The 23,447-nt window shown below is 61.6% G+C and carries 25 protein-coding genes; 9 read left to right on the top strand and 16 right to left on the bottom strand.

The window, feature by feature from the left end:
• Nucleotides 1-78 precede the first annotated feature (78 nt).
• The 4 genes from lptE to AB1J88_RS24425 all read left to right on the top strand — a co-directional run bounded on the left by lptE (nucleotide 79) and on the right by AB1J88_RS24425 (nucleotide 3,489).
• On the top strand, nucleotides 79-684 hold the full coding sequence (gene lptE / locus AB1J88_RS24440; RefSeq protein ID WP_430292136.1) for an LPS assembly lipoprotein LptE: 606 nt from the start codon (nucleotides 79-81) through the stop codon (nucleotides 682-684).
• Between the two features lie 37 nt (nucleotides 685-721).
• Nucleotides 722-1,759: a DNA polymerase III subunit delta gene (gene holA / locus AB1J88_RS24435; protein ID WP_025108700.1), complete on the top strand. Its 1,038-nt coding sequence runs from the start codon at nucleotides 722-724 to the stop codon at nucleotides 1,757-1,759.
• Between the two features lie 181 nt (nucleotides 1,760-1,940).
• Nucleotides 1,941-2,105 (top strand): alternative ribosome rescue factor ArfA, encoded by a 165-nt coding sequence (gene arfA / locus AB1J88_RS24430; RefSeq protein ID WP_003228536.1) that lies wholly within the window; start codon nucleotides 1,941-1,943, stop codon nucleotides 2,103-2,105.
• A 61-nt stretch (nucleotides 2,106-2,166) separates the two neighbouring features.
• A complete protein-coding gene (locus AB1J88_RS24425; RefSeq protein WP_430292135.1) occupies nucleotides 2,167-3,489 on the top strand; it encodes a lytic murein transglycosylase in 1,323 nt (440 codons plus the stop codon).
• Nucleotides 3,490-3,591: 102 nt separating this feature from the next.
• Here AB1J88_RS24425 and AB1J88_RS24420 read toward each other — a convergent pair whose 3' ends face one another.
• From AB1J88_RS24420 to AB1J88_RS24360, 13 genes are all read right to left on the bottom strand, one after another.
• The gene (locus AB1J88_RS24420; protein WP_086793056.1) at nucleotides 3,592-4,539 is read right to left on the bottom strand and encodes a S66 peptidase family protein; all 948 of its coding nucleotides are present in this window, start codon (nucleotides 4,537-4,539) and stop codon (nucleotides 3,592-3,594) included.
• 129 nt (nucleotides 4,540-4,668) lie between these two features.
• Nucleotides 4,669-5,667 carry a lipoyl synthase gene (lipA, locus tag AB1J88_RS24415; RefSeq protein WP_160768663.1) on the bottom strand — a complete coding sequence of 333 codons (999 nt, stop codon included), beginning with the start codon at nucleotides 5,665-5,667 and terminating at the stop codon, nucleotides 4,669-4,671.
• A gap of 25 nt (nucleotides 5,668-5,692) precedes the next feature.
• Nucleotides 5,693-6,340 carry a lipoyl(octanoyl) transferase LipB gene (lipB, locus tag AB1J88_RS24410; protein WP_025108695.1) on the bottom strand — a complete coding sequence of 216 codons (648 nt, stop codon included), beginning with the start codon at nucleotides 6,338-6,340 and terminating at the stop codon, nucleotides 5,693-5,695.
• On the bottom strand, nucleotides 6,340-6,615 hold the full coding sequence (locus tag AB1J88_RS24405; protein WP_027612895.1) for a DUF493 domain-containing protein: 276 nt from the start codon (nucleotides 6,613-6,615) through the stop codon (nucleotides 6,340-6,342). Before AB1J88_RS24405 ends, lipB begins: the two co-directional genes overlap by 1 nt.
• An 85-nt stretch (nucleotides 6,616-6,700) precedes the next feature.
• On the bottom strand, nucleotides 6,701-7,858 hold the full coding sequence (locus AB1J88_RS24400) for a D-alanyl-D-alanine carboxypeptidase family protein (protein WP_003228546.1): 1,158 nt from the start codon (nucleotides 7,856-7,858) through the stop codon (nucleotides 6,701-6,703).
• 187 nt (nucleotides 7,859-8,045) lie between these two features.
• A complete protein-coding gene (locus AB1J88_RS24395) occupies nucleotides 8,046-9,056 on the bottom strand; it encodes a septal ring lytic transglycosylase RlpA family protein (RefSeq protein WP_041065003.1) in 1,011 nt (336 codons plus the stop codon).
• Complete coding sequence (mltB, locus tag AB1J88_RS24390) at nucleotides 9,056-10,066, bottom strand: lytic murein transglycosylase B (protein ID WP_041064999.1); 1,011 nt, start codon at nucleotides 10,064-10,066, stop codon at nucleotides 9,056-9,058. Before mltB ends, AB1J88_RS24395 begins: the two co-directional genes overlap by 1 nt.
• A 17-nt stretch (nucleotides 10,067-10,083) precedes the next feature.
• Entirely contained in the window at nucleotides 10,084-11,187 is a 1,104-nt protein-coding gene (gene rodA / locus AB1J88_RS24385) for a rod shape-determining protein RodA (RefSeq protein WP_047296919.1), read from the bottom strand.
• A gap of 31 nt (nucleotides 11,188-11,218) precedes the next feature.
• On the bottom strand, nucleotides 11,219-13,114 hold the full coding sequence (mrdA, locus tag AB1J88_RS24380; RefSeq protein WP_041064994.1) for a penicillin-binding protein 2: 1,896 nt from the start codon (nucleotides 13,112-13,114) through the stop codon (nucleotides 11,219-11,221).
• A gap of 10 nt (nucleotides 13,115-13,124) precedes the next feature.
• Nucleotides 13,125-13,592, bottom strand: coding sequence for a 23S rRNA (pseudouridine(1915)-N(3))-methyltransferase RlmH (gene rlmH / locus AB1J88_RS24375; RefSeq protein ID WP_003185785.1), 468 nt, complete (start codon nucleotides 13,590-13,592; stop codon nucleotides 13,125-13,127).
• 9 nt (nucleotides 13,593-13,601) lie between these two features.
• On the bottom strand, nucleotides 13,602-14,096 hold the full coding sequence (rsfS, locus tag AB1J88_RS24370) for a ribosome silencing factor (RefSeq protein WP_007960601.1): 495 nt from the start codon (nucleotides 14,094-14,096) through the stop codon (nucleotides 13,602-13,604).
• Between the two features lie 72 nt (nucleotides 14,097-14,168).
• Nucleotides 14,169-14,891 carry a nicotinate-nucleotide adenylyltransferase gene (gene nadD / locus AB1J88_RS24365; protein ID WP_430292134.1) on the bottom strand — a complete coding sequence of 241 codons (723 nt, stop codon included), beginning with the start codon at nucleotides 14,889-14,891 and terminating at the stop codon, nucleotides 14,169-14,171.
• Entirely contained in the window at nucleotides 14,860-16,131 is a 1,272-nt protein-coding gene (locus tag AB1J88_RS24360) for a glutamate-5-semialdehyde dehydrogenase (RefSeq protein WP_430292133.1), read from the bottom strand. The genes nadD and AB1J88_RS24360 overlap by 32 nt, the downstream gene beginning before the upstream one ends.
• A gap of 177 nt (nucleotides 16,132-16,308) precedes the next feature.
• Between AB1J88_RS24360 and AB1J88_RS24355 the strand changes: the two genes are divergently transcribed.
• Both AB1J88_RS24355 and AB1J88_RS24350 read left to right on the top strand, forming a co-directional pair.
• Entirely contained in the window at nucleotides 16,309-17,004 is a 696-nt protein-coding gene (locus AB1J88_RS24355; protein ID WP_041064983.1) for a DNA-3-methyladenine glycosylase, read from the top strand.
• A 114-nt stretch (nucleotides 17,005-17,118) separates the two neighbouring features.
• Entirely contained in the window at nucleotides 17,119-18,435 is a 1,317-nt protein-coding gene (locus tag AB1J88_RS24350) for a bifunctional DedA family/phosphatase PAP2 family protein (RefSeq protein ID WP_222018199.1), read from the top strand.
• 116 nt (nucleotides 18,436-18,551) lie between these two features.
• On the opposite strand, the gene AB1J88_RS24345 is transcribed toward AB1J88_RS24350, so the two are convergent.
• The 3 genes from AB1J88_RS24345 to AB1J88_RS24335 are packed head-to-tail and all read right to left on the bottom strand — an operon-like array spanning nucleotide 18,552 to nucleotide 20,231.
• Nucleotides 18,552-19,142, bottom strand: a complete 591-nt coding sequence (locus AB1J88_RS24345) for an LON peptidase substrate-binding domain-containing protein (RefSeq protein WP_007960613.1) — start codon at nucleotides 19,140-19,142, stop codon at nucleotides 18,552-18,554.
• 10 nt (nucleotides 19,143-19,152) lie between these two features.
• Entirely contained in the window at nucleotides 19,153-19,869 is a 717-nt protein-coding gene (locus AB1J88_RS24340) for an LrgB family protein (RefSeq protein WP_007960614.1), read from the bottom strand.
• Nucleotides 19,869-20,231: a CidA/LrgA family protein gene (locus AB1J88_RS24335; protein WP_047296821.1), complete on the bottom strand. Its 363-nt coding sequence runs from the start codon at nucleotides 20,229-20,231 to the stop codon at nucleotides 19,869-19,871. The genes AB1J88_RS24340 and AB1J88_RS24335 overlap by 1 nt, the downstream gene beginning before the upstream one ends.
• A gap of 180 nt (nucleotides 20,232-20,411) precedes the next feature.
• Here AB1J88_RS24335 and AB1J88_RS24330 point away from each other — a divergent pair, with 180 nt between their 5' ends.
• From AB1J88_RS24330 to AB1J88_RS24320, 3 genes are all read left to right on the top strand, one after another.
• Nucleotides 20,412-20,867, top strand: a complete 456-nt coding sequence (locus AB1J88_RS24330; RefSeq protein ID WP_003228575.1) for a MaoC family dehydratase — start codon at nucleotides 20,412-20,414, stop codon at nucleotides 20,865-20,867.
• 110 nt (nucleotides 20,868-20,977) lie between these two features.
• On the top strand, nucleotides 20,978-22,705 hold the full coding sequence (locus AB1J88_RS24325; protein ID WP_041064974.1) for a C13 family peptidase: 1,728 nt from the start codon (nucleotides 20,978-20,980) through the stop codon (nucleotides 22,703-22,705).
• 27 nt (nucleotides 22,706-22,732) lie between these two features.
• Entirely contained in the window at nucleotides 22,733-23,374 is a 642-nt protein-coding gene (locus AB1J88_RS24320; protein ID WP_007968134.1) for an oxidoreductase, read from the top strand.
• The last annotated feature ends 73 nt before the right edge of the window (nucleotides 23,375-23,447 follow it).

Raw genomic sequence — 23,447 nt, 5'->3', positions numbered from 1 at the left:
GCGCCAGGTTCGCCTGGCGCACTGTAAAACCTTTCGGGCCGCAGGGTCGGCCCACATGGTTTCAAGGGGAGCAACACAATGATCAAACGCAATCTGCTGGTGATGGGCCTCGCCGTTCTGCTGAGCGCCTGCGGTTTCCAGCTGCGTGGTACCGGCACCAATGAACTGACGATCAAGGAGCTCGACCTGAGCGCCCGTAACGCTTATGGCGAGACCGTCACCCAACTGCGTCAGGTGCTGGAGTCCAGCGGCGTCAAGGTTTACAACGGTGCACCGTACAAGCTGTATCTGGCTGACGAACAGGAAAACCAGCGCATCCTCAGCTACGCCGGCGCCGGTCGTACGGGTGAGTACCAAGTGACCACCGTGCTGAACTACGACATCGTAGGCGAACACAATCTGAACCTGCTGAGCGACAAGCTTGAAGTGCAGAAAGTGTTCATTCACGACGGCAACAACCTCGTCGGCTCCGATCAGGAAGCCAACGATGCCCGTCGCGAAACCCGTCGCGAACTGGTTCAGCGCATGATGCTGCGCCTGCAACAGCTGACGCCGGGCCAACTGCAGCAATTGCAGCAAGCGGCCAACGACCGTGCCCGGGCCGAAGCCGATGCACTGAAGGCGGCACAGAAGGCTGAAGCGGAAACCCCGCGTCAGTCGCCGCTCGAACTGCCGCAGCAGTAAGACGTACGGGGCGCTGAAGCGCCCCGTTCGCCCTCTTATGAAGCTCGCTCCCGCTCAACTCGGCAAACACCTGCAAGGCGCGCTCGCGCCCGTCTATATCATCAGCGGCGATGACCCGCTGTTGTGTCAGGAAGCCGCCGACGCCATCCGCAGTGCTGCCCGCCAACAAGGTTTCGACGAACGCCAGGTGTTCGCCGCCGACGCCAATTTCGATTGGGGGACCTTGTTGCAGGCCGGCGCCAGCATGTCGCTGTTCGCCGAAAAACGCCTGCTGGAACTGCGCCTGCCTTCGGGCAAGCCCGGTGACAAGGGCGCTGCCGCACTGATCGAATACTGCTCACGCCCCGCTGAAGACACCGTGCTGCTGATCAGCTTGCCCAAGCTCGATGGCAGCGCGCAGAAGACCAAGTGGGGCAAGGCGCTGGTCGAAGGTCAGCAGACCCAGTTCATTCAGATCTGGCCGGTGGATGCCAATCAGCTGCCGAGCTGGATTCGTCAGCGCCTCTCCCAGGCCGGGTTATCGGCCAGTCAGGATGCGGTCGAACTGATTGCCGCACGCGTGGAGGGCAACCTGCTCGCCGCCGCGCAGGAAATCGAAAAGCTCAAGTTGATGGCCGAAGGTGGGCAGATCACCGTCGAAACCGTGCAGGCCGCGGTGGCCGACAGTGCGCGCTTCGACGTGTTCGGCCTGACCGATGCCGTACTCAACGGCGAACCGGCCCACGCCTTGCGCATGCTCGAGGGCCTGCGCGGTGAAGGCGTCGAGCCACCGGTGATTCTCTGGGCTCTGGCACGGGAGTTGCGCCTGCTGGCCAATATCTCGCTGCAGTACAGCCAGGGCACGCCGCTGGACAAGTGTTTCAGTCAGGCGAAACCGCCAGTCTGGGACAAACGCAAACCGCTGATGAGCAAAGCCCTGCAACGCTACTCGGCGCCACGCTGGGCGCAGTTGCTGCTGGAGGCCCAGCGCATTGATGCGCAAATCAAGGGTCAGGCCGCTGGTTCGCCATGGATGAGCCTGAGCCGATTGGCGTTGTTGATGGCGGGCCAACGCCTTTCGCTGCCCGCCGAATAATCTGTCATACCGCAAACGACCCTTTGCGAGCAGGCTCGCTCCCACATTGAAATGCATTCCAAATGTGGGAGCGAGCCTGCTCGCGAAAGCGTGAGAACACTCCTACCTATCAGGGACTGGACAGACGTCCAACATCGGCAGATTATTTCCTCCGCAAAACCACTCACTCGAGAGAACCCTCATGAGCAAAAAGCCATCGAAACATGGCCCGAACAAGGCCAAATCCATCATCGCCCAACCCCTGTTCCGCAGCCGCCAGGAACGACCGACCAAGGGTAAAGGCAGCTACCGCCGCGAAGCCTTCCAGTCTGACAGCTGGGAGGCTTCTTACTTTCTGGCTGCCTGAAGCGCAGTGCCCCCCGGTCATGTTAAGGTCTGTACCTGAATCGTATCCCCTGGAACCGTGCATGCCCTTTCGTCTTTCCCGTCGTTGGCCCGTTCGCCAACTGATCGCTGCCTCCAGCTTCATTCTGCTTGTCGCCTGCGCGGAAAAACCTACCGCCGCCGATGCGCAACCTCTCCAAGCCGCCCCTGTCGCAACAGCCCCGGCAATCATTCCGCCGGTAGTGCCGTCCGCTGACCCTCTTGATCTTCAGCCCACCCAGACCTTTGCCGAATGGCAGGCCGGTTTCCGCAAGGATGCCTTGGCGGCCGGGATCCGCGCCGAGCTGTTCGATCGCGCGTTTGCCAATGTCAGCTTCGATGCCAGCGTGATCAAGGCCGACCGCAGCCAGCCGGAATTCTCACGTCCGGTGTGGGAATACCTCGACGGCGCCCTCTCGCCATTGCGAGTGCGCAAGGGCCAAGCGCTGATCAGTCAGTACGCCGACATCCTGCAAAGCATCGAACAGCGATATGGCGTCGATCGTCAGGCACTGGTGTCGGTGTGGGGCATGGAAAGCAATTTCGGCCAGTTCCAGGGCACCAAGTCAGTGATCAACTCGCTGGCGACCCTGGCCTACGAAGGTCGTCGTCCGGGCTTTGCCCATGCGCAACTGATTGCGGCGCTGCAGATCCTGCAACAGGGCGATATCACTCCAGAGAAGATGCTGGGCTCGTGGGCCGGTGCGATGGGCCAGACCCAGTTCATTCCGACCACCTACAATACCCACGCGGTGGATTTCGACGGTGACGGTCGCCGCGACATCTGGGGCAGCCCGGCCGATGCACTGGCCTCCACCGCGCACTACCTGCAAAGCTCCGGCTGGCAGCGTGGTCAACCGTGGGGCTTCGAAGTGCAATTGCCGAACAGCTTCAACTACACCCTGGCCGATGGCGCGATTCGCAAAACTGTCGCCGAATGGCGTCAACTGGGCGTGAGCCTGCCCAATGGCAGTCAGGCACCGGCCGGCTCGGAACAGTTGTCCGCCGCCCTGCTGCTACCCGCCGGTTATCGTGGCCCGGCGTTTCTGATCCTCGACAACTTCCGGGCGATCCTCAAGTACAACAACTCGTCATCCTATGCACTGGCGGTGAGCCTGTTGTCCGAGCGCTTCAATGGCGCTGGCCTGATCAACGGCACGTGGCCGAAAGATGACCTGCCACTGAGCCGCACCGAGCGTATCGAATTGCAGACCCTGCTGAGCGCGCGTAATTACGATGCAGGCACGGCTGACGGGATTATCGGCGCCAATACGCGCAAGGCGATCCGCAGTGCCCAGCAGGCGTTTGGCTGGCCGGCGGACGGGTATCCGACGCATAAGTTGCTTGAGAGCCTGCGTACTCAATAAAGCAAAATCAAAAGATCGCAGCCTTCGGCAGCTCCTACAGGGTAAACACTAATCCAATGTAGGAGCTGCCGAAGGCTGCGATCTTTTTGCGTCACCCGAGCATTATCGGGTGACCACATCCTGCTCCAGCATCAATTCCTTCTTCCCTGCGTCCAAGCGAACCAGCGCCCCCATCGGCAGCGTCAGGTTCGGATCACAATGCCCGCTGCGCCACCCCGACAGCACCGGAATCCGCAACGGCTCAAACGTTTGCTTGAGCAGGCGGTTCAACGCATCGATATCGACCCCGGCCACATCACCGACCAGCACCCCGCGCAATCGGGCCAGTTTGCCGGCCAGACGCATCTGCGTGAGCAAACGGTCGATGCGGTACAGCGGCTCGTTGACGTCCTCGATCAGCAGAATCACGCCCTCGACATCAATCTCATACGGTGTGCCCAGCGTTGCGGCGATCATCGCCAGATTACCGCCGAGCAAACGCCCGTGCGCGATGCCCGGTTCGACGGTGGTCAAGGGATAAGCCACCGGATGGCTCAACACACTCCCCGCCTTCAACTGACCGCGCAGCATCGCAAAGAATGAAGTGACAGTCGGCGGCTCCTTGTCGCCCAGCAAATCGGCGTTGAGCAGCGGGCCGTGGAAGGTCACGAACCCGGCGTAGCGACTGATTGCCAGATGCAGCGCGGTGATGTCGCTGTAGCCGACAAACGGCTTGGCGTGACGACTCAGCAGATCGTAATCGATCCGGTCCAGCAGGCGCGGCGTACCGTAGCCGCCGCGCAGGCAGATGATCGCGTCGACTTCGGGATCGGCGAAAGCGGCATGCAGGTCGTTGAGGCGTACGTCATCGCTGCCGGCCAGATAGCCGTCCTTCTCGTAGACACCGGGGAACACTTTCAGCGCATATCCGCGGGCGCGCATCCACTGCACAGCCTTTTCCGTGTCCAGCGCACCGGGGCCGGCGGGCGCGATCAGGCCGATCAGCCCTTCGGACGGCAGCGCCGGTACGGGTTTATGCGGAAAAAGGCTGTGGGTCGGTCGAACGGTCATCCATGGGTCTCCCTGTGTGAAGTCTTGCAGACACAGTAGTCAGGTCCAGAGACAAACAAAAGAGTGCGCGGCAGACCCAAACAAAAATACCCGCCGAAGCGGGTATTTTGTGAAGCCTTCAGCGCCGGATCAGGAACCGAGCAGCTCGGCCTTGACCAGTTTCGCCTGCTCGTCGGCGTGATACGAGGAACGTACCAGCGGGCCGGAAGCAACGTTCTTGAAGCCCATTTTGTAGCCTTCTTCGGCGAACCAGGCGAAGGTGTCCGGGTGCACGAAACGCTGCACCGGCAAGTGGCTGCGCGACGGTTGCAGGTACTGCCCGAGGGTCAGCATGTCGATGTCGTGTTCGCGCATGCGCTTCATGACTTCGATGACTTCTTCGTCGGTCTCGCCCAGACCCAGCATCAGGCCGGATTTGGTCGGAATGTGCGGCATCATCTGCTTGAAACGCTGCAGCAGGGTCAAAGACCACTGGTAGTCCGAACCCGGACGTGCAGCCTTGTACAGGCGCGGCACGGTTTCCAGGTTGTGGTTGAACACATCCGGCGGCTCGGCGGCAGTGATTTCCAGGGCGATGTCCATGCGGCCACGGTAGTCCGGGACCAGGGTTTCCAGCTGCACGTTCGGCGACAGCTTGCGGATTTCGCGGATGCAGTCGGCAAAGTGCTGGGCACCGCCGTCACGCAGGTCGTCGCGGTCAACCGAGGTGATCACCACGTACTTGAGCTTCAGGTCGGCGATGGCGATGGCCAGGCTTTCCGGCTCGTTGACGTCCAGTGGCTTCGGACGACCATGACCCACGTCGCAGAACGGGCAACGACGGGTGCAGATGTCACCCATGATCATGAAGGTCGCGGTGCCGCCGGAGAAGCACTCGCCCAGGTTCGGGCAGGACGCTTCTTCACAGACGCTGTGCAATTTGTGTTTGCGCAGCAGGCTCTTGATCCGGTCGACTTCCGGCGAAACCGGGATGCGTACGCGAATCCAGTCGGGCTTCTTCGGCAGTTCGGTGGTCGGAATGATCTTTACCGGGATGCGTGCAACCTTCTCGGCGCCGCGCAGCTTGACGCCGGCTTCAACCTTGGGACGCGGGGCCGGGCGCTCGGTCACGTCGAGCGTCGGGATCATGGTTTGCACTGCATCAGTAGTCATATCAGTCGATTCCGCCCGTCAGGGTCGTCTGCTCAGCATAGTCGAGGTGTTTGACGAGCTGCGCGCGCAGCCGGGCACTTACCTCGGCAAATTCAATCGATCCTGCGTGATCGCTCAGCTGGGTCATCGCCAGCCCGGCATAGCCGCAGGGATTAATCCGTCGAAACGGTTCCAGGTTCATATCCACGTTCAAGGCCAGGCCATGAAAGGAGCAACCGTGGCGAATCCGCAAACCCAGAGAAGCGATTTTCGCTCCGTCGACGTAGACGCCGGGAGCATCTGGCTTGGCGGCGGCGGTGACGCCGTAGCTGGCCAGCAGTTCGATCAGGCACTGTTCCATGCGCGTGACCAGATCACGTACGCCGAAACCCAGCTTGCGCACATCCAGCAACAGGTAGGCGACCAACTGGCCCGGACCATGATAAGTCACCTGCCCGCCGCGATCGACCTGTACTACCGGGATATCACCCGGCAGCAGCAGGTGTTCGGCCTTGCCGGCCTGGCCCTGGGTGAACACCGGTGGGTGCTCGACCAGCCAGATTTCGTCGGCGGCATTGCTGCCGCGTTCGTTGGTGAAGCGTTGCATGGCATGCCAGACCGGCTCGTAAGCCATCTGGCCAAGTTCGCGAAAGCCCAGCGTGCCCGGCATCACAACACCATGTGCACGAAACCGGAAGCCCGCAGCTCGCTGTTGATGTTGTACAGCTGATCCTGGTCTGTCGCGACAATGTGCAACTGGATGGTGGTGTACTTGCCGTTGCTGCTTTGACGCTCGTCGATGCGCTCATCATTGATGGTCGCGTGTTTCTTGACGATGTCGATGATCTTGTCTTTGTTGCCGACGCCCGTATCGCTGATCACCTTAATCGGATAATCAGTTTGCGGAAATTCGATCTTTGGCGCCTTTACTTCGGTATCGGTCATGGCGTAACGGCCTCTAGAGCGCAAGCCGTGGTAACGCACATGGCCCCGCACCGGATCGGGGCGGGGCCATGCAGGTCAACACAAATCAGTTGAACAAGCCGTAGAAGAATAGACGGATGCTATCCCACATGCGGCGGAAGATACCACCCTCCTCGACAGCGTCCAGAGCGATCAGGTCAGCGCTGTGCACCACCTTGTCGTCCAGTTTCACTTCGACTTTACCGATCACGTCGCCCTTGGCGATTGGCGCGGTCAGTTGCGGGTTCATGGTCATGCTGGCAGCGAGCTTTTTCAGCTGGCCTTTTGGCAGGGTCATGGTCAGGTCTTCAGCCAGGCCGGCCTTGACCTGGCTGGTGGTGCCTTTCCACACCGGGGCCTGAGCCAGTTCGGTGCCCTTCTGATAGAAGGTCTGGGTTTCGAAGAAGCGGAAGCCGTAGGTCAGCAGCTTCTGGGTTTCAGCAGCACGAGCCACTTCGCTGTTGGTACCGAACACCACAGCAATCAGACGCTGGCCGTCACGTACAGCCGAGGACACCATGCAGTAACCGGCTTCGTCGGTGTGACCGGTTTTCAGACCGTCAACGGTCTTGTCGCGCCACAGCAGCAGGTTGCGGTTAGGCTGCTTGATGCCGTTCCAGAAGAACTCTTTCTGCGAGTAGATCGCGTAGTGAGCCGGGTCTTCGTGGATGATCGCGCGCGCCAGGATTGCCATGTCGTGGGCCGACGAGTAGTGCTCAGGGTTCGGCAGACCGGTCGGGTTCATGAAGTGCGAGTTGGTCATGCCCAGATCGGCGACCGTCTTGTTCATCAGGTCGGCGAACGCGTCTTCGCTGCCGGCGATGTGCTCGGACAGCGCCACGCTGGCGTCGTTGCCGGACTGAATGATGATGCCGTGCAGCAGGTCGCTGACGGTCACTTGCGAGCCGACTTTGATGAACATCCGCGAACCGCCGGTACGCCAGGCGTTTTCGCTGACGGTCACCGGGTCGTTCTCACCGATCTGGCCGCGACGGATTTCCAGCGTAGCGATGTACGCGGTCATCAGTTTGGTCAGGCTGGCCGGCGGCAGACGCTGGTCACCGTTGTTCTCCACCAGCACGTTGCCGCTGCTGGCGTCCATGAGCACGTAGGCTTTTGCAGCCAGTTGAGGTGGCGACGGCATCATCTCGGCCGCGAAGGCGGCTGGCGAGAGGAGCAGCGGGACTAGCAGACACAGGCGTTTGGCAAAGGTGGTGATGTTCATCCGTCTCTCGAAATCGCTAATGGAAACTTGCCCGAAGGCAAAACTATTCAGACAGCCTTCTAACGGGCCATCGCGTGTTCAGTTGCTCACTCCAGTCACCCTTGCCGGGCTTTTGTTCTTCGACGAGCCAACAACCTGGTCCACCCCCCAAAACCGCAAGTGAACCGTCAATCAAGTGCTACGTTCCTTACTCGGTGACCACGCTCGGCGAGCCGAGATTGGCCAGGCGCACACTGTTCTGCACCTGGGCGATCTCACCCGGCGAACCGATCGGCCCCAGGCGTACCCGGTGCAGGGTCTGCTGATTGCGCACGATCGAGCTGATGAACACCGGAGCGCTCACCATCCCGCTGAGCTTCGACCTCAGGAGTTCTGCAGCGTCCGGGTTGGCGAACGCGCCCACCTGCAGATACTGGCCAGACGCTGGTGCAGAAGCGTTTTTTTTTGCGCTGATCTGTACAGGGACAGTATCAGAGGCATGTTGCTGCGGCGGCGGCGTCCACTGCTCGATGGTACCGGCCGAAGCCGTAATGACCGGGGCGCTATTCTGCGCGACTTGCGGCTCGTTGAGCATCAGCGGCGCCGGACGGCCCTTCGCGGCCCACCATTGCTGCGGATCGATACCCTCGACCTTGACCCGCGCGGTGCCGATTTCGGCATAACCGAGCTTCTTCGCGGCTGCGTAGGACAAGTCGATGATCCGGTCCGAATAGAACGGCCCGCGATCGTTGACCCGCAGGATCACGCTCCGGTTGTTGTCCAGGTTGGTCACCCGTACGTAACTGGGCAGTGGCAGAGTCTTGTGGGCGGCACTCATGCCGTACAGGTCATACACTTCGCCGTTGGCGGTGTTCTGCCCGTGAAACTTGGTGCCGTACCAGGAAGCGGTACCCGAGGCGACGTAGGTCTTGGATTCCTGCAACGGGAAATAGGTCTTGCCCAGCACGGTGTACGGGTTGGCCTTGTACGGACCGGTGTGCAGGGTCGGCGTGGCGTCCGGGATGCGCGAAACATCGACATCCCACCACGGCGCGCCGTCTTTGTGCGCGCGGTTGATGTCCAGCCCCGGCTGTGCACGCACGGCGGTGGACGAGGTCTTCTGGGTTGGCGCGCGGCTGGTCGAACAGCTGGCGACCAGCACCGCCAACGCGGCGAATGCCACCAGCTTCAGGGGTTTATTGATAGGCAATGCCCGCATTACTTGACGCCCCGTGCTTTTACCAGCTCTTCAGACAGTTGATGTACGGCCATGGCGTACATCACGCTGCGGTTATAACGCGTGATCGCGTAGAAATTCTTCAGGCCCATCCAGTATTCAGGGCCGTTGTCGCCTTCGAGGCGAAATGCAGTAACCGGCATATCATCGCGCAGCGCATCATGACTTGACCAGCCCAGCGCCCGCAACTCTCCGACCGTTTTCGTCGGCTCGATGCCGGTGGTCAGACCTTCGTCGACCTGCTCGCCGCGCACGTCAGCGCGGCTCACCACCGGTTCCCCGGCGACCCAGCCGTGACGCTTGAAATAGCTGGCCACGCTGCCGATCGCATCGTCCGGATTGGTCCAGATATTGATGTGACCGTCACCGTCAAAATCCACCGCGTAGGCGCGAAAGCTGCTCGGCATGAATTGCGGCAAGCCCATCGCTCCGGCGTACGAGCCCTTGAGGGTCAATGGATCGACCTGCTCTTCACGGGCCAGCAGCAGGAACTCACGCAATTCCTTGCGGAAAAATTCGGCACGGGGAGGATAGTCGAATCCGAGCGTGGACAACGCATCAATCACCCGGTAATTGCCGGTATTACGTCCGAAAAAGGTTTCGACGCCGATGATCGACACGATGACTTGTGCCGGTACGCCGTATTCCTGCTCGGCACGGGCCAGTACGGCCTCGTGCTGGCGCCAGAAGTCCACACCACGGGCGATGCGCGCGTCGGTGATGAACATCGGGCGATATTCTTTCCACTGCTTGACCCGCTCGGCGGGCTTGGAGATGGCGTCGAGAATCGCCTGTTTGCGCTGGGCCTCGCGAAACACGGCCATCAGTTGCTCACCGGCAAAACCGTAGTCGCGGGTCATTTCGCCGACGAATTCGGCCACCTGTGGCGAGCCTTCGTAATCGCCGGCCAGCGCTTGCTGCACGCCGCCAAGGATGCCGACCAGGCCGACCCACGGCGCGTAACGAGTCGCCCAGCTGCGCATGACTTGCATTGAACTCTTCACCTTATTCAAACCTGTGCGATCCACTTGCGATGCGTATGAATCGACATCAAAACCCCAAACGCTGACAGCAGTGTCACCAGCGAAGTTCCTCCGTAGCTAATGAAGGGCAACGGCACCCCCACCACCGGCAACAGGCCACTGACCATACCGATGTTGACGAAAACATAAACAAAAAACGTCATGGTCAACGCACCGGCGAGCAATTTGCCGAACAGCGTCTGCGCCTGGGCGGTAATCACCAGGCCGCGACCGATCAGCAACAGATAGATCAGCAGCAGCGCGCAGATGCCGACCAGACCGAACTCTTCGCCGAGTACGGCGATGATGAAGTCGGTGTGGCTTTCCGGCAGAAAGTCCAGGTGCGACTGGGTGCCCAGCAGCCAGCCCTTGCCGAACACGCCGCCGGAACCGATCGCGGCTTTCGACTGGATGATGTTCCAGCCAGTGCCCAGCGGATCGCTTTCCGGGTCGAGGAACGTGAGGATCCGCTGCTTCTGATAGTCGTGCATGATGAAGAACCACATGGCGATCGCCACCGGCACGGCCGCAGCCAGCACGCTGAGGATCCAGCGCCAGCGCAGCCCGCCCATGAACAGCACGAACGCGCCGCCGGCCAGAATCAGCAGCGACGTCCCGAGGTCGGGCTGGCGCACGATCAGAATGAACGGCACACCGATCAACATCAGGCTGATGCCGACGTGCTTGAGCTGCGGCGGCAGCGTGCGCTTGGACAGATACCAGGCAATCGTTGCCGGCATCAGGATCTTCATGAACTCCGAGGGCTGGAAGCGGATCACCCCGGGGATGTTGATCCAGCGCGTCGCGCCCATGGCGTTGTGGCCCATGATGTCCACCACCATCAGCAGCACCACGCCGACCACATAACCGAGCGGCACCCAGCGGGCCATGAACCGCGGTTCGAACTGGGCGATGACGATCATCGACACCAGGCCGATGCCGAACGAAGTGGCTTGTTTGCCCAGCAGATCCCAGCTCTTGCCACTGGCCGAATACAGCACGAACAGACTGCCTGCGGCGAGGATCAGCAGCAGGATCAACAGCGGGCCATCGATATGCAGACGTTGCAGCAGCGTCGCCCGGCGACGCATCACATCCTCACTGGAGAGCATGCGATCAAAATTATTCATCACGGGCCGTAGCCTCCGCACTGATAGGACCGGCGTATTCGGCCTTCAATCGACCCTCCTGGTCCAGAAGCCAGGCGTCCATGACCTGACGCACCACTGGCGCGGCGACCCCGGAGCCGGACTCACCGTTCTCGACCATCACCGAGACCACGATTTTCGGGTTGTCGGCCGGGGCGAAACCGACGAACAAGGCGTGGTCGCGGTGGCGTTCCTGAACCTTGGAACGGTCGTATTTTTCACCTTGCTTGATCGCGACCACCTGAGCGGTACCGGACTTGCCGGCGATGCGGTATTGCGCACCGATTGCCGCCTTGCGCGCGGTCCCTCTGGCGCCGTGCATCACTTGCTGCATGCCGTGGTTAACCTTGGTCCAGTCCGACGGATCGCGCAGAACGATATCCGGCATCGGGTTTTCATCTACCGGTTTGGCACCTTCGATGGTCTTGGCCAGGTGCGGCCGGTTCCAGATGCCTTTGTTGGCCACCAGCGCCGTGGCCTGCGCCAGTTGCAAGGGTGTGGACTGCATGTAGCCCTGGCCGATCCCCAGAATCAGGGTTTCGCCCGGGAACCACGCCTGTTTGCGCGTCGCACGCTTCCACTCGCGGGACGGCATCAGGCCGGGAGATTCTTCGAACATGTCCAGCGAGACCTTCTGGCCGATGCCGAACTTGTTCATGTAGGCCGACAACCGATCGATGCCCAGCTTGTGCGCCAGGTCATAGAAGTAGGTGTCGTTGGAACGCATGATCGCCGTGTCGAGGTCGACGAAACCGTCACCGGTGCGGTTCCAGTTGCGGTACTTGTGATCGTAGTTGGGCAGCATGTAGTAACCGGGGTCGAACACCCGGCTCGACGCCGTCACGACACCGGCATCGAGACCGGCAATCGCCACCGCTGGCTTGATCGTCGACCCCGGCGGGTACAGACCGCGCAGCACCCGGTTGAACAGCGGCCGGTCGATGGAGTCGCGCAGCTCGGCATAAGCCTTGAAGCTGATGCCGGTGACGAACAGGTTCGGGTCGAAACTCGGCTGACTGACCATTGCCAGTACTTCGCCGGTATTCGGATCGAGCGCCACCACCGCGCCGCGCCGCCCGCCCAGTGCAGCTTCCGCCGCTTCCTGCAGTTTGATGTCCAGACTCAGGACGATGTCCTTGCCGGGAATCGGATCGGTCCGCTTGAGCACGCGCAGCACGCGGCCGCGGGCGTTGGTCTCGACTTCCTCGTAACCCACCTGCCCGTGCAGTTCCGGCTCGTAGAAACGCTCGATGCCGGTCTTGCCGATGTGGTGGGTGCCGCTGTAATTGACCGGGTCGAGGGTCTTCAGCTCTTTCTCGTTGATCCGCCCCATGTAACCCACCGAGTGCGCAAAATGCGCGCCCTGCGGGTAATGACGCACCAACTGCGCGACCACTTCCACCCCGGGCAGGCGGAACTGGTTCACCGCGATCCGGGCGATCTGCTCTTCGGTCAGCTCGAACAGAATCGGCACCGGCTCGAACGGCCGGCGCCCCTGGCGCATGCGTTTTTCGAAGATCACCCGGTCCTCGGGCGTCAGCTGCAGCACTTCGACGATCACGTCGAGCACTTGCTGCCAGTCGCCGGAGCGCTCGCGGGTCATGCTCAGGCTGAAGCTCGGACGGTTGTCCGCCACCACCACGCCGTTGCGGTCGAAGATCAACCCACGGGTCGGCGGAATCGGCTGCACATGGACGCGGTTGTTTTCCGAGAGTGTCGAGTGGTACTCGTACTGGATCACCTGCAAGTAGTACAGCCGCGCAATCAATACGCCGATCAACAGCATGACCGCAACAGCCCCGAACACGACGCGGCTACGCACCAGGCGGGCGTCCTTTTCGTGGTCCTTGATGCGGATCGGCTGAGACATGAGGGCAGGACTACTTGTGGTAAGGGTGACCGGACAGCACGGTCCAGGCACGGTACAGCTGTTCGCCGATCAGGATCCGCACCAGCGGGTGCGGCAAGGTCAGCGGCGACAACGACCAGCGCTGGTCGGCGCGAGCGCAGACTTCCGGCGCCAGCCCTTCGGGGCCGCCGACCATGAAGTTGACCGTGCGCGAATCCAGCCGCCAACGGTCGAGTTCGACCGCCAGTTGCTCGGTGCTCCAGGGCTTGCCGTGCACTTCCAGCGTGACGATCCGCTCGTTCGGCCCGACCTTGGCCAGCATGGCTTCGCCTTCCTGGCGGATGAAACGGGCCACGTCGGCATTCTTGCCACGGGTATTGAGCGGAATTTCCACCAGTTCCAGCGCCAGCTCGGACGGAAGACGCTTGGCATACTCATGCCAGCCTTCTTCCACCCACTTGGGCATGCGTGAACCGACGGCGATCAGTCGCAGTCGCACAGCAATCCCTTACAGCTGGTCTTTGTTGAGCTTGGTGAAATGCTCGTGGGTGTTTTCCGGGCTGTGGTGCTTGGCGTCTGCCGCACGGCTTTGCTCGGCACCGGCCCACAGGCGCTCCAGGTCGTAGAACTGACGCGCCGAGGCAGTCATCATGTGCACGATCACCAGGTCGAGGTCGAGCAGCACCCAGTCGCTGTCGCCCTTGCCTTCTTCGCCCAGCGGCTTGGCGCCCTGCTTTTTGACTTCTTCACGGACCTTATCCAGCATCGCGTTGATCTGGCGATTGGACGTACCGGTGGCGATGATCATGTAGTCGGTGATGCTCTGCTTGTCGCGCACATCGATGATCTGGATGTCTTGTGCCTTGACGTCTTCCAGGGCTGCCACGGCAACCTTGACCAGCTCGTCGCCCTTGAGCGGCTCGTTGGTATTGGCGACTTCCGGCAGCGGCGCGCTCTTGAACGTGCCTTTGCGCTTGACTTTGCTTACATCTTTGTCGGTCATATAAAACTCGTTTTGCTCATGTATTCGGCGGCTTGGCGATACGTGGATTCGTATCAGTGAAGCACGCCTTGTTCAGTTCGACGCACGGTACAGACCGTGCGCATCGATGTAGGCCAGGACCGCGTCGGGCACCAGGAAACGTACCGACTTACCGCTGGCCAGCAGTTGACGGATCTGGGTGGCGGAAACCGCGAGCGGTGTCTGCCAGACGAATGCAATCTGTCCGCTCGGCCCTTTCAGGGCCAGCGGGTCGCTCACCGAACGCGCTGCCAGCAGGTTGCGCAAGGCATCCGGCGGTTCGCTGTCGGCGTCCGGGCGCTGTAGCACCAGGATGTGGCAATGCTGGAGCAACTCTTCCCAGCGATGCCAAGTGGGCAGGCCGCAAAATGCGTCCCAGCCCAAAAGCAGAAAAACCTGGGTCTCGGCGGCCATTTCGGCACGCATCAACTCCAGGGTATCAATGGTGTAAGACGGCTTGTCCCGCTGCAATTCGCGGGCGTCCACCACCAGCGGCGGCACTCCGGCCACCGCGCACTTAACCATTGCCAACCGATCCTGCGCCGAAACTTGCGGCGTATCGCGGTGCGGCGGCCGGGCGCTGGGCATCATGCGCAGCTCGTCGAGCAGCAGCGCTTCGGCGACTTCCAGCGCACCACGCAAATGGCCGATGTGCACCGGGTCGAACGTGCCGCCCAGTACGCCGATGCGCCGGGGTCGGAGTTCGCCGTCAGGCAGCGGCGCTGTCAAGTCGAGGTCGGTCAAGTCAGACCGTCGCCTGGCCGCGCAACTGGCCATCACCGACCACGACGTACTTCTCGCAGGTCAGTCCTTCGAGGCCCACCGGGCCGCGGGCGTGCAGCTTATCAGTAGAAATGCCGATCTCGGCACCCAATCCGTATTCGAATCCATCGGCGAAGCACGTCGGGGTGTTGATCATCACCGACGCCGAGTCGACTTCCGCGACGAAACGCCGGGTGTCGGCGAGGTTTTCACTGACGATCGAGTCGGTGTGATGCGAGCCGTAATGGTTGATGTGGTCAATGGCCTGGTCCAGTCCGTCGACCACGCGGATCGACAGGATCGGCGCCAGATACTCAGTACTCCAGTCGTCCTCGCTGGCCGCATTCGCGTCAATGATCGCCCGGGTGCGCTCGCAGCCACGCAGCTCGACGCCTTTTTCGCGGAACTGGGCTGCCATCGACGGCAGGAAATCCTTGGCAACACTTTGATCGACGAGCAGGGTCTCCATCGCGCCACAGATGCCATAACGGTAAGTCTTGGCATTGAAGGCGATGCGCTGGGCTTTCGCCAGATCGGCGTGGGCACTGACATAAACGTGGCAGATGCCGTCCAGGTGCTTGATCACCGGCACGCGGGCGTCACGGCTGATGCGCTCGATCAGGCCACGGCCACCGCGCGGCACGATCACGTCGACGTACTCGGGCATGGTGATCATCGCGCCGACGGCAGCGCGGTCGGTGGTTTCGACCACTTGCACCACGGCTGCCGGCAATTCGGCCTCGGCCAGACCGCGCTGGATGCACGCGGCAATCGCCCGGTTGGAATGAATCGCCTCGGAACCACCGCGCAGGATGGTTGCGTTACCGGACTTCAGGCACAGGCTGGCGGCATCGATGGTCACGTTGGGCCGGGATTCGTAGATGATCCCGATCACACCCAGCGGCACGCGCATCTTGCCGACTTGAATGCCGGACGGGCGGAAGCTCATGTCACGGATCGCACCGACCGGATCCGGCAGTGCTGCCACTTGGCGCAGGCCGACGATCATCCCGTCGATGCGCGCGGGAGTCAGTTCCAGACGTTCCAGCAAGGCTGGCTCCAGACCATTGGCGCGACCGGCGGCCAGATCCTGTTCATTGGCTGCGGCCAGCTCGGCGCGAGCAGCGTCCAGCGCATTGGCAGCAGCCTGCAAGGCGCGGTTTTTCTGCGCGGAGCTGGCACGGCCGATGACCCGGGAAGCTTCGCGGGCGGCGCGACCCAATCGGGTCATGTAGTCAAGAACGGACTCAGTCATGGTCTGTTGGGGTCTTGGCAAAGAGGAAAGCGGCAGATTATAGCTGTCGCGTCCCGGGACTAACAGCGGTGACAGGCGGATGGTCGAAATGGACTGCAATTTGCCGACGTTCAGCCGTAATTAAGCCGCGGATTGTTATCATCACGACCTCCTTCGCCTGGATAAACACCGTTTGCCATGTCCAACCTGACCGTTCGCGCCACCGCCGAGCGCCTGCCACTGGGCCTTCCGGACAATTTTTTCGACCGTGACGCGCAAGTACTGGCCCGCGATCTGCTCGGCAAAGTCATCCGCCACCGGGTCGGCGATCTATGGCTCAGCGCGCGGATCATCGAAACCGAAGCCTATTACTGCGCGGAAAAAGGCAGTCATGCCTCCCTCGGTTACACGGAAAAGCGTAAGGCTTTGTTTCTGGATGGCGGGCACATCTATATGTATTACGCCCGTGGCGGCGATTCACTGAACTTCAGCGCTCAGGGGCCGGGCAATGCGGTGCTGATCAAATCCGCCTACCCGTGGGTCGATGAGGTCAGCGGGCCGGCGAGCCTGGCGCAGATGCTGTTGAACAATCCCGATGCCCAAGGCCGCCCGCGTCCTTCGCAAAAACTGTGCGCCGGCCAAACGTTGCTGTGCAAGGCGCTGGGCTTGAAGGTGCCGATGTGGGACGCCAAGCGTTTCGACCATGAACTGCTGCTGGTGGAAGACACCGGCCCGGCGCCGACGCAGATCATTCAGACCACACGCCTGGGCATCCCCCAGGGCCGCGACGAACACCTGATGTACCGCTTCGTCGACGCCACGTATGCCCAGTGGTGCACGCGGAACCCGTTGCGCCGGGGTCAGGTCGAAGGGCGCGATTATTTCCTGTTGTAAACACGTAACCCTGTAGGAGCTGCCGCAGGCTGCGATCTTTGCTGTTAAAAGATCAAAAGATCGCAGCCTGCGGCAGCTCCTACAGGGATCATCAATGGTTTGGAGTTTTTTGGTATGGGCCCATGGCTCGATAGCGTAACCGGATGGCTGGCGGCCAATCCGCAGTGGCTGGCCGCTGCAGTGTTTATCGTCGCATTCGTGGAGTGTCTGGCCATTGCCGGAATAATCGTGCCTGGCACCGTGCTGTTGTTTGCCGTGGCCGTACTGGCCGGCAGCGGTGCACTGTCGTTGAGTGAAACCCTGCTGCTGGGCTTCCTCGGCGGGATTCTGGGCGATGCGGTGTCGTATTACCTGGGCCGCCATTTCCACCAGAACATCCGCCGCCTGCCGGGTCTGCGCCACCATCCGGAATGGATGGCCGGGGCTGAAACCTACTTCCAGCGTTACGGCATCGCCAGTCTGCTGGTCGGGCGCTTCATCGGTCCGCTGCGGCCGATGCTGCCGATGGTCGCCGGGATGTGCGACATGCCGTTTGCACGTTTTGCCGCCGTCAGCCTGCTGGCGGCGGCCGGCTGGAGCGTCGCCTACCTGCTGCCGGGCTGGGCCACCGGCGCGGCGATCCGCTTGCCGCTGCCGGAAGGTTTCTGGCTGCAGGCCGGCATCGTCGCCGCCAGTATCGCAGTGATGGTCGGCCTGAGCGTCAACAGCAGCTTGCGCCAGCATCGCCGGGCGACGATCTGGATCAGCAGCATGAGCCTGTTGATTCTGATCGGGCTGTTTATTGGCTATCCGTACCTGCACGCCCTCGATCAGGGCGTGATGACCCTGGTGCAGGAGCATCGCCAGCCAATGCTCGATGAAATCGCGGTGACGTTCACCCTGATCGGTGAATTCCGCAACATGCTGATGTTCAGCGCCCTGCTCACCGGTCTGTTGCTGCTGTGCCGGCAATGGCGCCAGGCAATCTTTGCCGGTGGCGTGCTGCTGTGCACCGCGCTCCTCAATACCGTCACCAAACAGTTTTTCGCCCGGGTCCGCCCGGAGGTGCTGACCGATCCACTGACCAGCTACAGCATGCCCAGCGGCCATGCCTCCGGTTCGTTTGCGCTGTTTCTGGTGCTGGCGGTTCTCGCCGGTCGCGGACAACCGCCGCGCATGCGTCTGACCTGGCTGCTGCTCGGCTGCATTCCGGCGCTGTCGATTGCTTTGTCGCGAGTCTATCTGGGCGCGCATTGGCCGACAGATATTCTGGCGGGTGCGATGCTGGCGGCATGCGTGTGTGCGGCGGGACTGTGGCTGAGTCAGCGCAAGGCGCCGCTCAACGCCATGCCGTTCAAGGTCTGGTGGCTGATTCTGCCGGCACTGCTGGTGCTGTTCAGCCTTTTCGTTCTGAGGCATTTGCCGGACACGATGTTGCGTTACGCTTATTGAGAAGCAAAAGATCGCAGCCTGCGGCAGCTCCTACAGGGTTTTGATTTCACATGCGCACGATGCGGGTATGAAATGAATCTCATGTAGGAGCTGCCGCAGGCTGCGATCTTTTTCGCTCAGGCGAACAGCTCACCCTGAAGCTCATCAAGCAGCGCCTGGATCGCATCCAGTCGCTGCTGCGGATCGTCGAGTTGCAGCAGGTCGATCTTGTCTTCTTCGGCGAACGGCAGCAGATACGCCAGCTGATTGGCCAGCGACTGCTGCCCCAGCGCTTCGGTACCCATGTTCAACGCCTCGACCATCGGGTGCTCGGCCAAGGCCTTGAGCAGCGCCACCAGATCGGCGTCTTCGTCCTGCAACGGTTGCTCCGGCTCATCGTCCAGCCATTCGACGTCGGCGAGGATCAACTGATCGCGCTGCACCTCTGTGCGCAACACCTGAAAACGCCGGCCGCCCTGCACGCGGATCCCGAGCAGGCCGTTGTCCTGTTGCTGAAAATCGGTGATCCGCGCCTCGCAGCCGACCAGGGCAAAGCCTTCGGGCGCGACGCCGACTTCGTGGCCGTCGAGGATGCACACTACACCAAAGCCGCCACCCTGTTTCATGCAGCGGCCGATCATGTCCAGGTAGCGCGCCTCGAAGATCTGCAAGTCAAGGTTGCAGCCGGGAAACAGCACTGTGTTCAGCGGGAAAAGCGGCAGACTCATAGACATTTCCTTAGACCACCATCGACACCGCCAACGGCAGGAACACTGCCGTGGCCACGCCCATCAGACTCATCGCCAGCGCCGCGAAGGCGCCGCACTCATCGCTTTCCTGCAGCGCCACCGAGGTGCCGACCGCGTGTGCGGTCATGCCCAGCGCCATGCCCCGCGCTTCAGGACTGTGCACGCCGAGCCGGGTCAGCAACGCCGGGCCGAAGATCGCGCCAATCACCCCGGTGATCAACACGAACACCGCCGCCAGCGCCGCCACGCCACCGATCTGCTCGGCCACCAGCATCGCAATCGGCGAAGTCACCGACTTTGGCGCCATGGTCATCAAAATCATGTGCTCGGCACCGAACCACCAGCCGAGCAACACGCCCATGCCCGTGGCGACTACCCCGCCTATCACCAGCGTAGTAAAAATCGGCCAGAACAATTGGCGGATGCGCTTGAGGTTCAGATACAACGGCACCGCCAACGCCACCGTCGCCGGGCCCAGCAGAATGCTGAGGATCTCGGTGCTCTTGCGGTACTCGGCATACGTCAGGCCGCAGCCGACCAGCACGCCGATCACCAACAGCATGGAGACCAGCACCGGCTGCAGAAAGATCCAGCGGGTTTTCTCGAACGCCGCCAGCACCAGTTGATAGGCACCGAGAGTGATGCCGATACCGAACAGCGGATGATGGATCACCGAAGCCCAGGCACCTTGCCAATCGAAGAGCATCAAGCGTCCTCCGAGTTCGGTGCGTGACGCTTGACCAGCCGTTGCATCAGCACCCCGGCGAAGGCCATCGACAGGATCAACGACAGCACCAGCGCGCCGACAATCGCCCAGAAATCAGCAGCAATGTCGCTCGCATAAACCATCACGCCCACGGCCGGCGGCACCAGCAGCAACGGCAGATAACGCAACAGACTGCCGGCCGCGAGGTTCAGCGGCTCGCCGACTTCACCACGCATGATCAGGAATACCAGCAACAGCAGCAGGCCGATGATCGGCCCCGGCAGCACCGGCAACAGCAAATGGTTGAGTGCCGTGCCGAGCAGTTGAAACAGCACCAGCATGGTCAGGCCACGTAACAACATCAGACATCTCCCCCCGCAAGTCCTCGGCATTATAAGCACGGCGGCGCTATGGATCGGCATTCGCCAAAAGCATGGTCGGTTGACCGGAGCAAAACGCCATGATGATCTACAGTGGTTCGCAGGGCGGTCAAATCCCCCACCTGAAAAACTATAAAACCGATGAACCCAAGGAGAGTCTCAATGCCCTATGTTCCCGTTGCAGAGCTCAAAGATTATGTCGGCAAGGAACTCGGACGTTCCGAATGGCTCACCATCGATCAGGAGCGTATCAACCTGTTCGCCGAAGCCACCGGGGATTATCAGTTCATCCATGTCGATCCGGTCAAAGCCGCGCAAACGCCTTTTGGCAGCACCATTGCTCACGGTTTCCTGTCGCTGTCGCTGATCCCGAAACTGATGGAAGACATCCTCGTACTGCCGCAAGGCCTGAAGATGGTGGTCAATTACGGTCTGGACAGCGTGCGTTTCATCCAGCCGGTGAAGGTCAATTCAAAAGTGCGCCTGAAAGTCGACCTGGCCGAAGTGACCGAGAAAAAACCCGGTCAATGGCTGCTCAAGGCCACCGCGACGCTTGAGATAGAAGGCTCGGACAAACCCGCCTATATCGCCGAACCGCTGTCGCTCTGCTTCGTTTAAGTCACCGGATGCGAAACAGCGCACGCTGTTTCGCATCCGCGCTGTTTTCCCGGCTGTATAAGGTCACATGGCTGCGGCATACTCGGTCGCCTAATTGCCCGGATCCCGCTATGCGCCCACTCGCTTCTCTTGCACCCCTTGCCCTGACCCTGATGCTCACCGCGTGCGGCGACGGCGAATCGCTGCTGCCCCCGGATGCACGCCTGCCGGACGGCGGACGCTATCGCGGTGAACTGGTCAACGGCTTGCTGCAAGGCCAGGGCCGGGTCGACTACCCCAACGGCAGTTGGTACGCCGGGCAGTTCGACAAGGGCCAATGGCATGGCCAGGGCGAATGGCACGGCAGCAACGGCGAGGTTTATCGCGGCCAGTTCCAGCAGGGCCTGTTCGACGGCCAAGGCAGTCTGACCACCAACGCCAGCAGTTACACCGGCGGTTTCAAGCAGGGCCGACGCGATGGCGAAGGCACGCTGAAAGAAAACGGCATGACCTACCGTGGCGAGTTCAAGGCTGACCAGTATTCCGGGCTGGGGCGTCTGGAAATGGACGACGGCAGCGCCTATCAGGGCCAATTCGCCCACGGCAAACCCAACGGCGAAGGCCAGCGCGGCGATGCCAGCGGCAACACCTTCAGCGGCCATTTCGTCAACGGCCAGCTCGAAGGCAATGGCACGTTCAACAGTGCCGATGGCGACATCTATGTCGGCGGTTTCAAGAACAGTCAACTGCACGGCAAAGGCCGCTATGAAAACGCCGACGGCGACGTCTGGCTCGGCCAGTTCAAGGAGGGCGCGCTGACCGGCAAGGGCGAATTGATCGGCGCCGACGGCAGCCACTACATCGGCTATTTCAATGACTGGCGCTTCAGCGGCCAGGGCCGTTTGAACCTGTCTGACGGCAGCTTCTACATCGGCGAGTTCGACAGCGACAGCTACGCCGGGCGCGGCACCCTGGTGCTGACCGACGGCACCGTACTCAGCGGCACCTGGATCAACGGCCAGCGCGTGCGTGACGCCGACGGCAAGCTGCTGCCCGACACCCTCGAACTCGGTCTGCTGGCCCAGGGCCGCCTGCTCGATAACGCGCTGGCCGCCGTGCCCGCCTCGACCCCGGCGGTGGAGCTGTACACCCTGACCCTCGGTGGCGACGGCAAGCAAAGCGTGTTCCTGCGCGAGTCCGACTACGTCGCCAACATGCTCACCACACGTTTCGGCGCTTTCGGCCAGATTCGTCTGGTCAACCACCGTGACCACCTCACCGACCGGCCAATGGCCACCCGCGAAAACCTGCGCCGCGCCGCGCAGACCCTGGCCGAGCGCAGCGGCCCGGAAGACCTGGTGTTCATCTACCTGACCAGCCACGGCACCGCCGAACACGAACTGGTGCTCGACCAGCCGCGCATGGAGCTCGCCGACCTGCCCGCCGACGAACTCGCCACGGTGCTGGCGCCGCTGAAGAATCGCGACAAGGTGATCGTGATTTCATCGTGCTATTCCGGTGGTTTCATCCCCGCGCTGAAAGATGAGCGCACCCTGATCATGACCGCCTCGCGCGCCGACCGCGTGTCGTTCGGTTGCTCGGAAGAAGCCAACTTCACCTACTTCGGCGACGCCCTGTTCGCTCAGGCGCTGAACCAGACCGACGACCTCGAGCAAGCCTTCAAACTGGCCAAGGCCACCGTCGCCGAGCGCGAACTGGCGGACAACTTCGAAGCCTCGGAGCCGCAGATCTGGGCACCGAAAACCGTGCTGGCGCACTGGCAACTGCTGCGTAAGCAGCAGGCCAGAAAAGCGTTGCAGAGTGCTGCGTTGAACGACGGAGCCACAAACAGCAACTAAGCTGAACAGTATCAAGGGAGAAACACTATGTACTTGACGCCTCAGCACGTATTGCTTGCCGGAGCCACCGGACTGACCGGTGAGCACCTGCTCGACCGTTTGCTCAACGAGCCGACGATCACCCGCGTGCTCGCCCCGTCCCGCCGGCCACTGGCGGAACATCCGCATCTGGAAAACCCGGTGGGCGACCCACAGGCGTTTCTGCCGCAACTCAGTGGTCGCGTCGATATCGCCTATTGCTGCCTCGGCACCACCATCAAACAGGCGGGTTCCGAAGCCGCGTTCCGCGCGGTGGATCTGGACATGGTCGTAGCGTTCGCCAAACGTGCACGGGAGATGGGCGCGCGGCACCTGATCGTGATCAGCGCACTGGGCGCCGATCCGAAGTCGTCGATTTTCTACAACCGGGTCAAAGGTGAGATGGAGCAGGCGTTGCGCGCGCAGGACTGGCCGCAATTGACCATCTGCCGACCATCGCTGTTGCTGGGCGATCGCACCGAGCCGCGCCTGGGCGAACAGCTGGCCGCGCCGTTTTCCAAATTGATTCCCGGCAAATACCGCGGTATCGAAGCCTGCCAACTGGCCCGGGCGATGTGGCGTCTGGCGCTGGAAGAACAGGATGGGGTGCGGATCGTCGAGTCGGATGAGCTGCGCAAGCTCGGCAAGTAAACACCGTACTTTGTGGCGAGGGGGATTTATCCTCGATCGGCTGCGCAGCAGTCGTCGTTTTTCAGATTTTGGG

This window comes from Pseudomonas sp. S8 (assembly GCF_050473925.1).
Taxonomy (GTDB): Bacteria; Pseudomonadota; Gammaproteobacteria; order Pseudomonadales; family Pseudomonadaceae; genus Aquipseudomonas; species Aquipseudomonas parakoreensis.
This window is presented reverse-complemented; position numbering and strand designations above follow the sequence as displayed.

Excerpts from the sequence above, each read along its gene's own strand:
- lptE (WP_430292136.1), top strand. The coding sequence starts at position 79 with ATGATCAAACGCAATCTGCTGGTGATGGGCCTCGCCGTTCTGCTGAGC.
- holA (WP_025108700.1), top strand. The coding sequence starts at position 722 with ATGAAGCTCGCTCCCGCTCAACTCGGCAAACACCTGCAAGGCGCGCTC.
- arfA (WP_003228536.1), top strand. The coding sequence starts at position 1,941 with ATGAGCAAAAAGCCATCGAAACATGGCCCGAACAAGGCCAAATCCATC.
- AB1J88_RS24425 (WP_430292135.1), top strand. The coding sequence starts at position 2,167 with ATGCCCTTTCGTCTTTCCCGTCGTTGGCCCGTTCGCCAACTGATCGCT.
- AB1J88_RS24420 (WP_086793056.1), bottom strand. The coding sequence starts at position 4,539 with ATGACCGTTCGACCGACCCACAGCCTTTTTCCGCATAAACCCGTACCG.
- lipA (WP_160768663.1), bottom strand. The coding sequence starts at position 5,667 with ATGATCCCGACGCTCGACGTGACCGAGCGCCCGGCCCCGCGTCCCAAG.
- lipB (WP_025108695.1), bottom strand. The coding sequence starts at position 6,340 with ATGCCGGGCACGCTGGGCTTTCGCGAACTTGGCCAGATGGCTTACGAG.
- AB1J88_RS24405 (WP_027612895.1), bottom strand. The coding sequence starts at position 6,615 with ATGACCGATACCGAAGTAAAGGCGCCAAAGATCGAATTTCCGCAAACT.
- AB1J88_RS24400 (WP_003228546.1), bottom strand. The coding sequence starts at position 7,858 with ATGAACATCACCACCTTTGCCAAACGCCTGTGTCTGCTAGTCCCGCTG.
- AB1J88_RS24395 (WP_041065003.1), bottom strand. The coding sequence starts at position 9,056 with ATGCGGGCATTGCCTATCAATAAACCCCTGAAGCTGGTGGCATTCGCC.
- mltB (WP_041064999.1), bottom strand. The coding sequence starts at position 10,066 with ATGCAAGTCATGCGCAGCTGGGCGACTCGTTACGCGCCGTGGGTCGGC.
- rodA (WP_047296919.1), bottom strand. The coding sequence starts at position 11,187 with ATGCGTCGCCGGGCGACGCTGCTGCAACGTCTGCATATCGATGGCCCG.
- mrdA (WP_041064994.1), bottom strand. The coding sequence starts at position 13,114 with ATGTCTCAGCCGATCCGCATCAAGGACCACGAAAAGGACGCCCGCCTG.
- rsfS (WP_007960601.1), bottom strand. The coding sequence starts at position 14,096 with ATGACCGACAAAGATGTAAGCAAAGTCAAGCGCAAAGGCACGTTCAAG.
- nadD (WP_430292134.1), bottom strand. The coding sequence starts at position 14,891 with ATGGCCAGTTGCGCGGCCAGGCGACGGTCTGACTTGACCGACCTCGAC.
- AB1J88_RS24360 (WP_430292133.1), bottom strand. The coding sequence starts at position 16,131 with ATGACTGAGTCCGTTCTTGACTACATGACCCGATTGGGTCGCGCCGCC.
- AB1J88_RS24355 (WP_041064983.1), top strand. The coding sequence starts at position 16,309 with ATGTCCAACCTGACCGTTCGCGCCACCGCCGAGCGCCTGCCACTGGGC.
- AB1J88_RS24350 (WP_222018199.1), top strand. The coding sequence starts at position 17,119 with ATGGGCCCATGGCTCGATAGCGTAACCGGATGGCTGGCGGCCAATCCG.
- AB1J88_RS24345 (WP_007960613.1), bottom strand. The coding sequence starts at position 19,142 with ATGAGTCTGCCGCTTTTCCCGCTGAACACAGTGCTGTTTCCCGGCTGC.
- AB1J88_RS24340 (WP_007960614.1), bottom strand. The coding sequence starts at position 19,869 with ATGCTCTTCGATTGGCAAGGTGCCTGGGCTTCGGTGATCCATCATCCG.
- AB1J88_RS24335 (WP_047296821.1), bottom strand. The coding sequence starts at position 20,231 with ATGTTGTTACGTGGCCTGACCATGCTGGTGCTGTTTCAACTGCTCGGC.
- AB1J88_RS24330 (WP_003228575.1), top strand. The coding sequence starts at position 20,412 with ATGCCCTATGTTCCCGTTGCAGAGCTCAAAGATTATGTCGGCAAGGAA.
- AB1J88_RS24325 (WP_041064974.1), top strand. The coding sequence starts at position 20,978 with ATGCGCCCACTCGCTTCTCTTGCACCCCTTGCCCTGACCCTGATGCTC.
- AB1J88_RS24320 (WP_007968134.1), top strand. The coding sequence starts at position 22,733 with ATGTACTTGACGCCTCAGCACGTATTGCTTGCCGGAGCCACCGGACTG.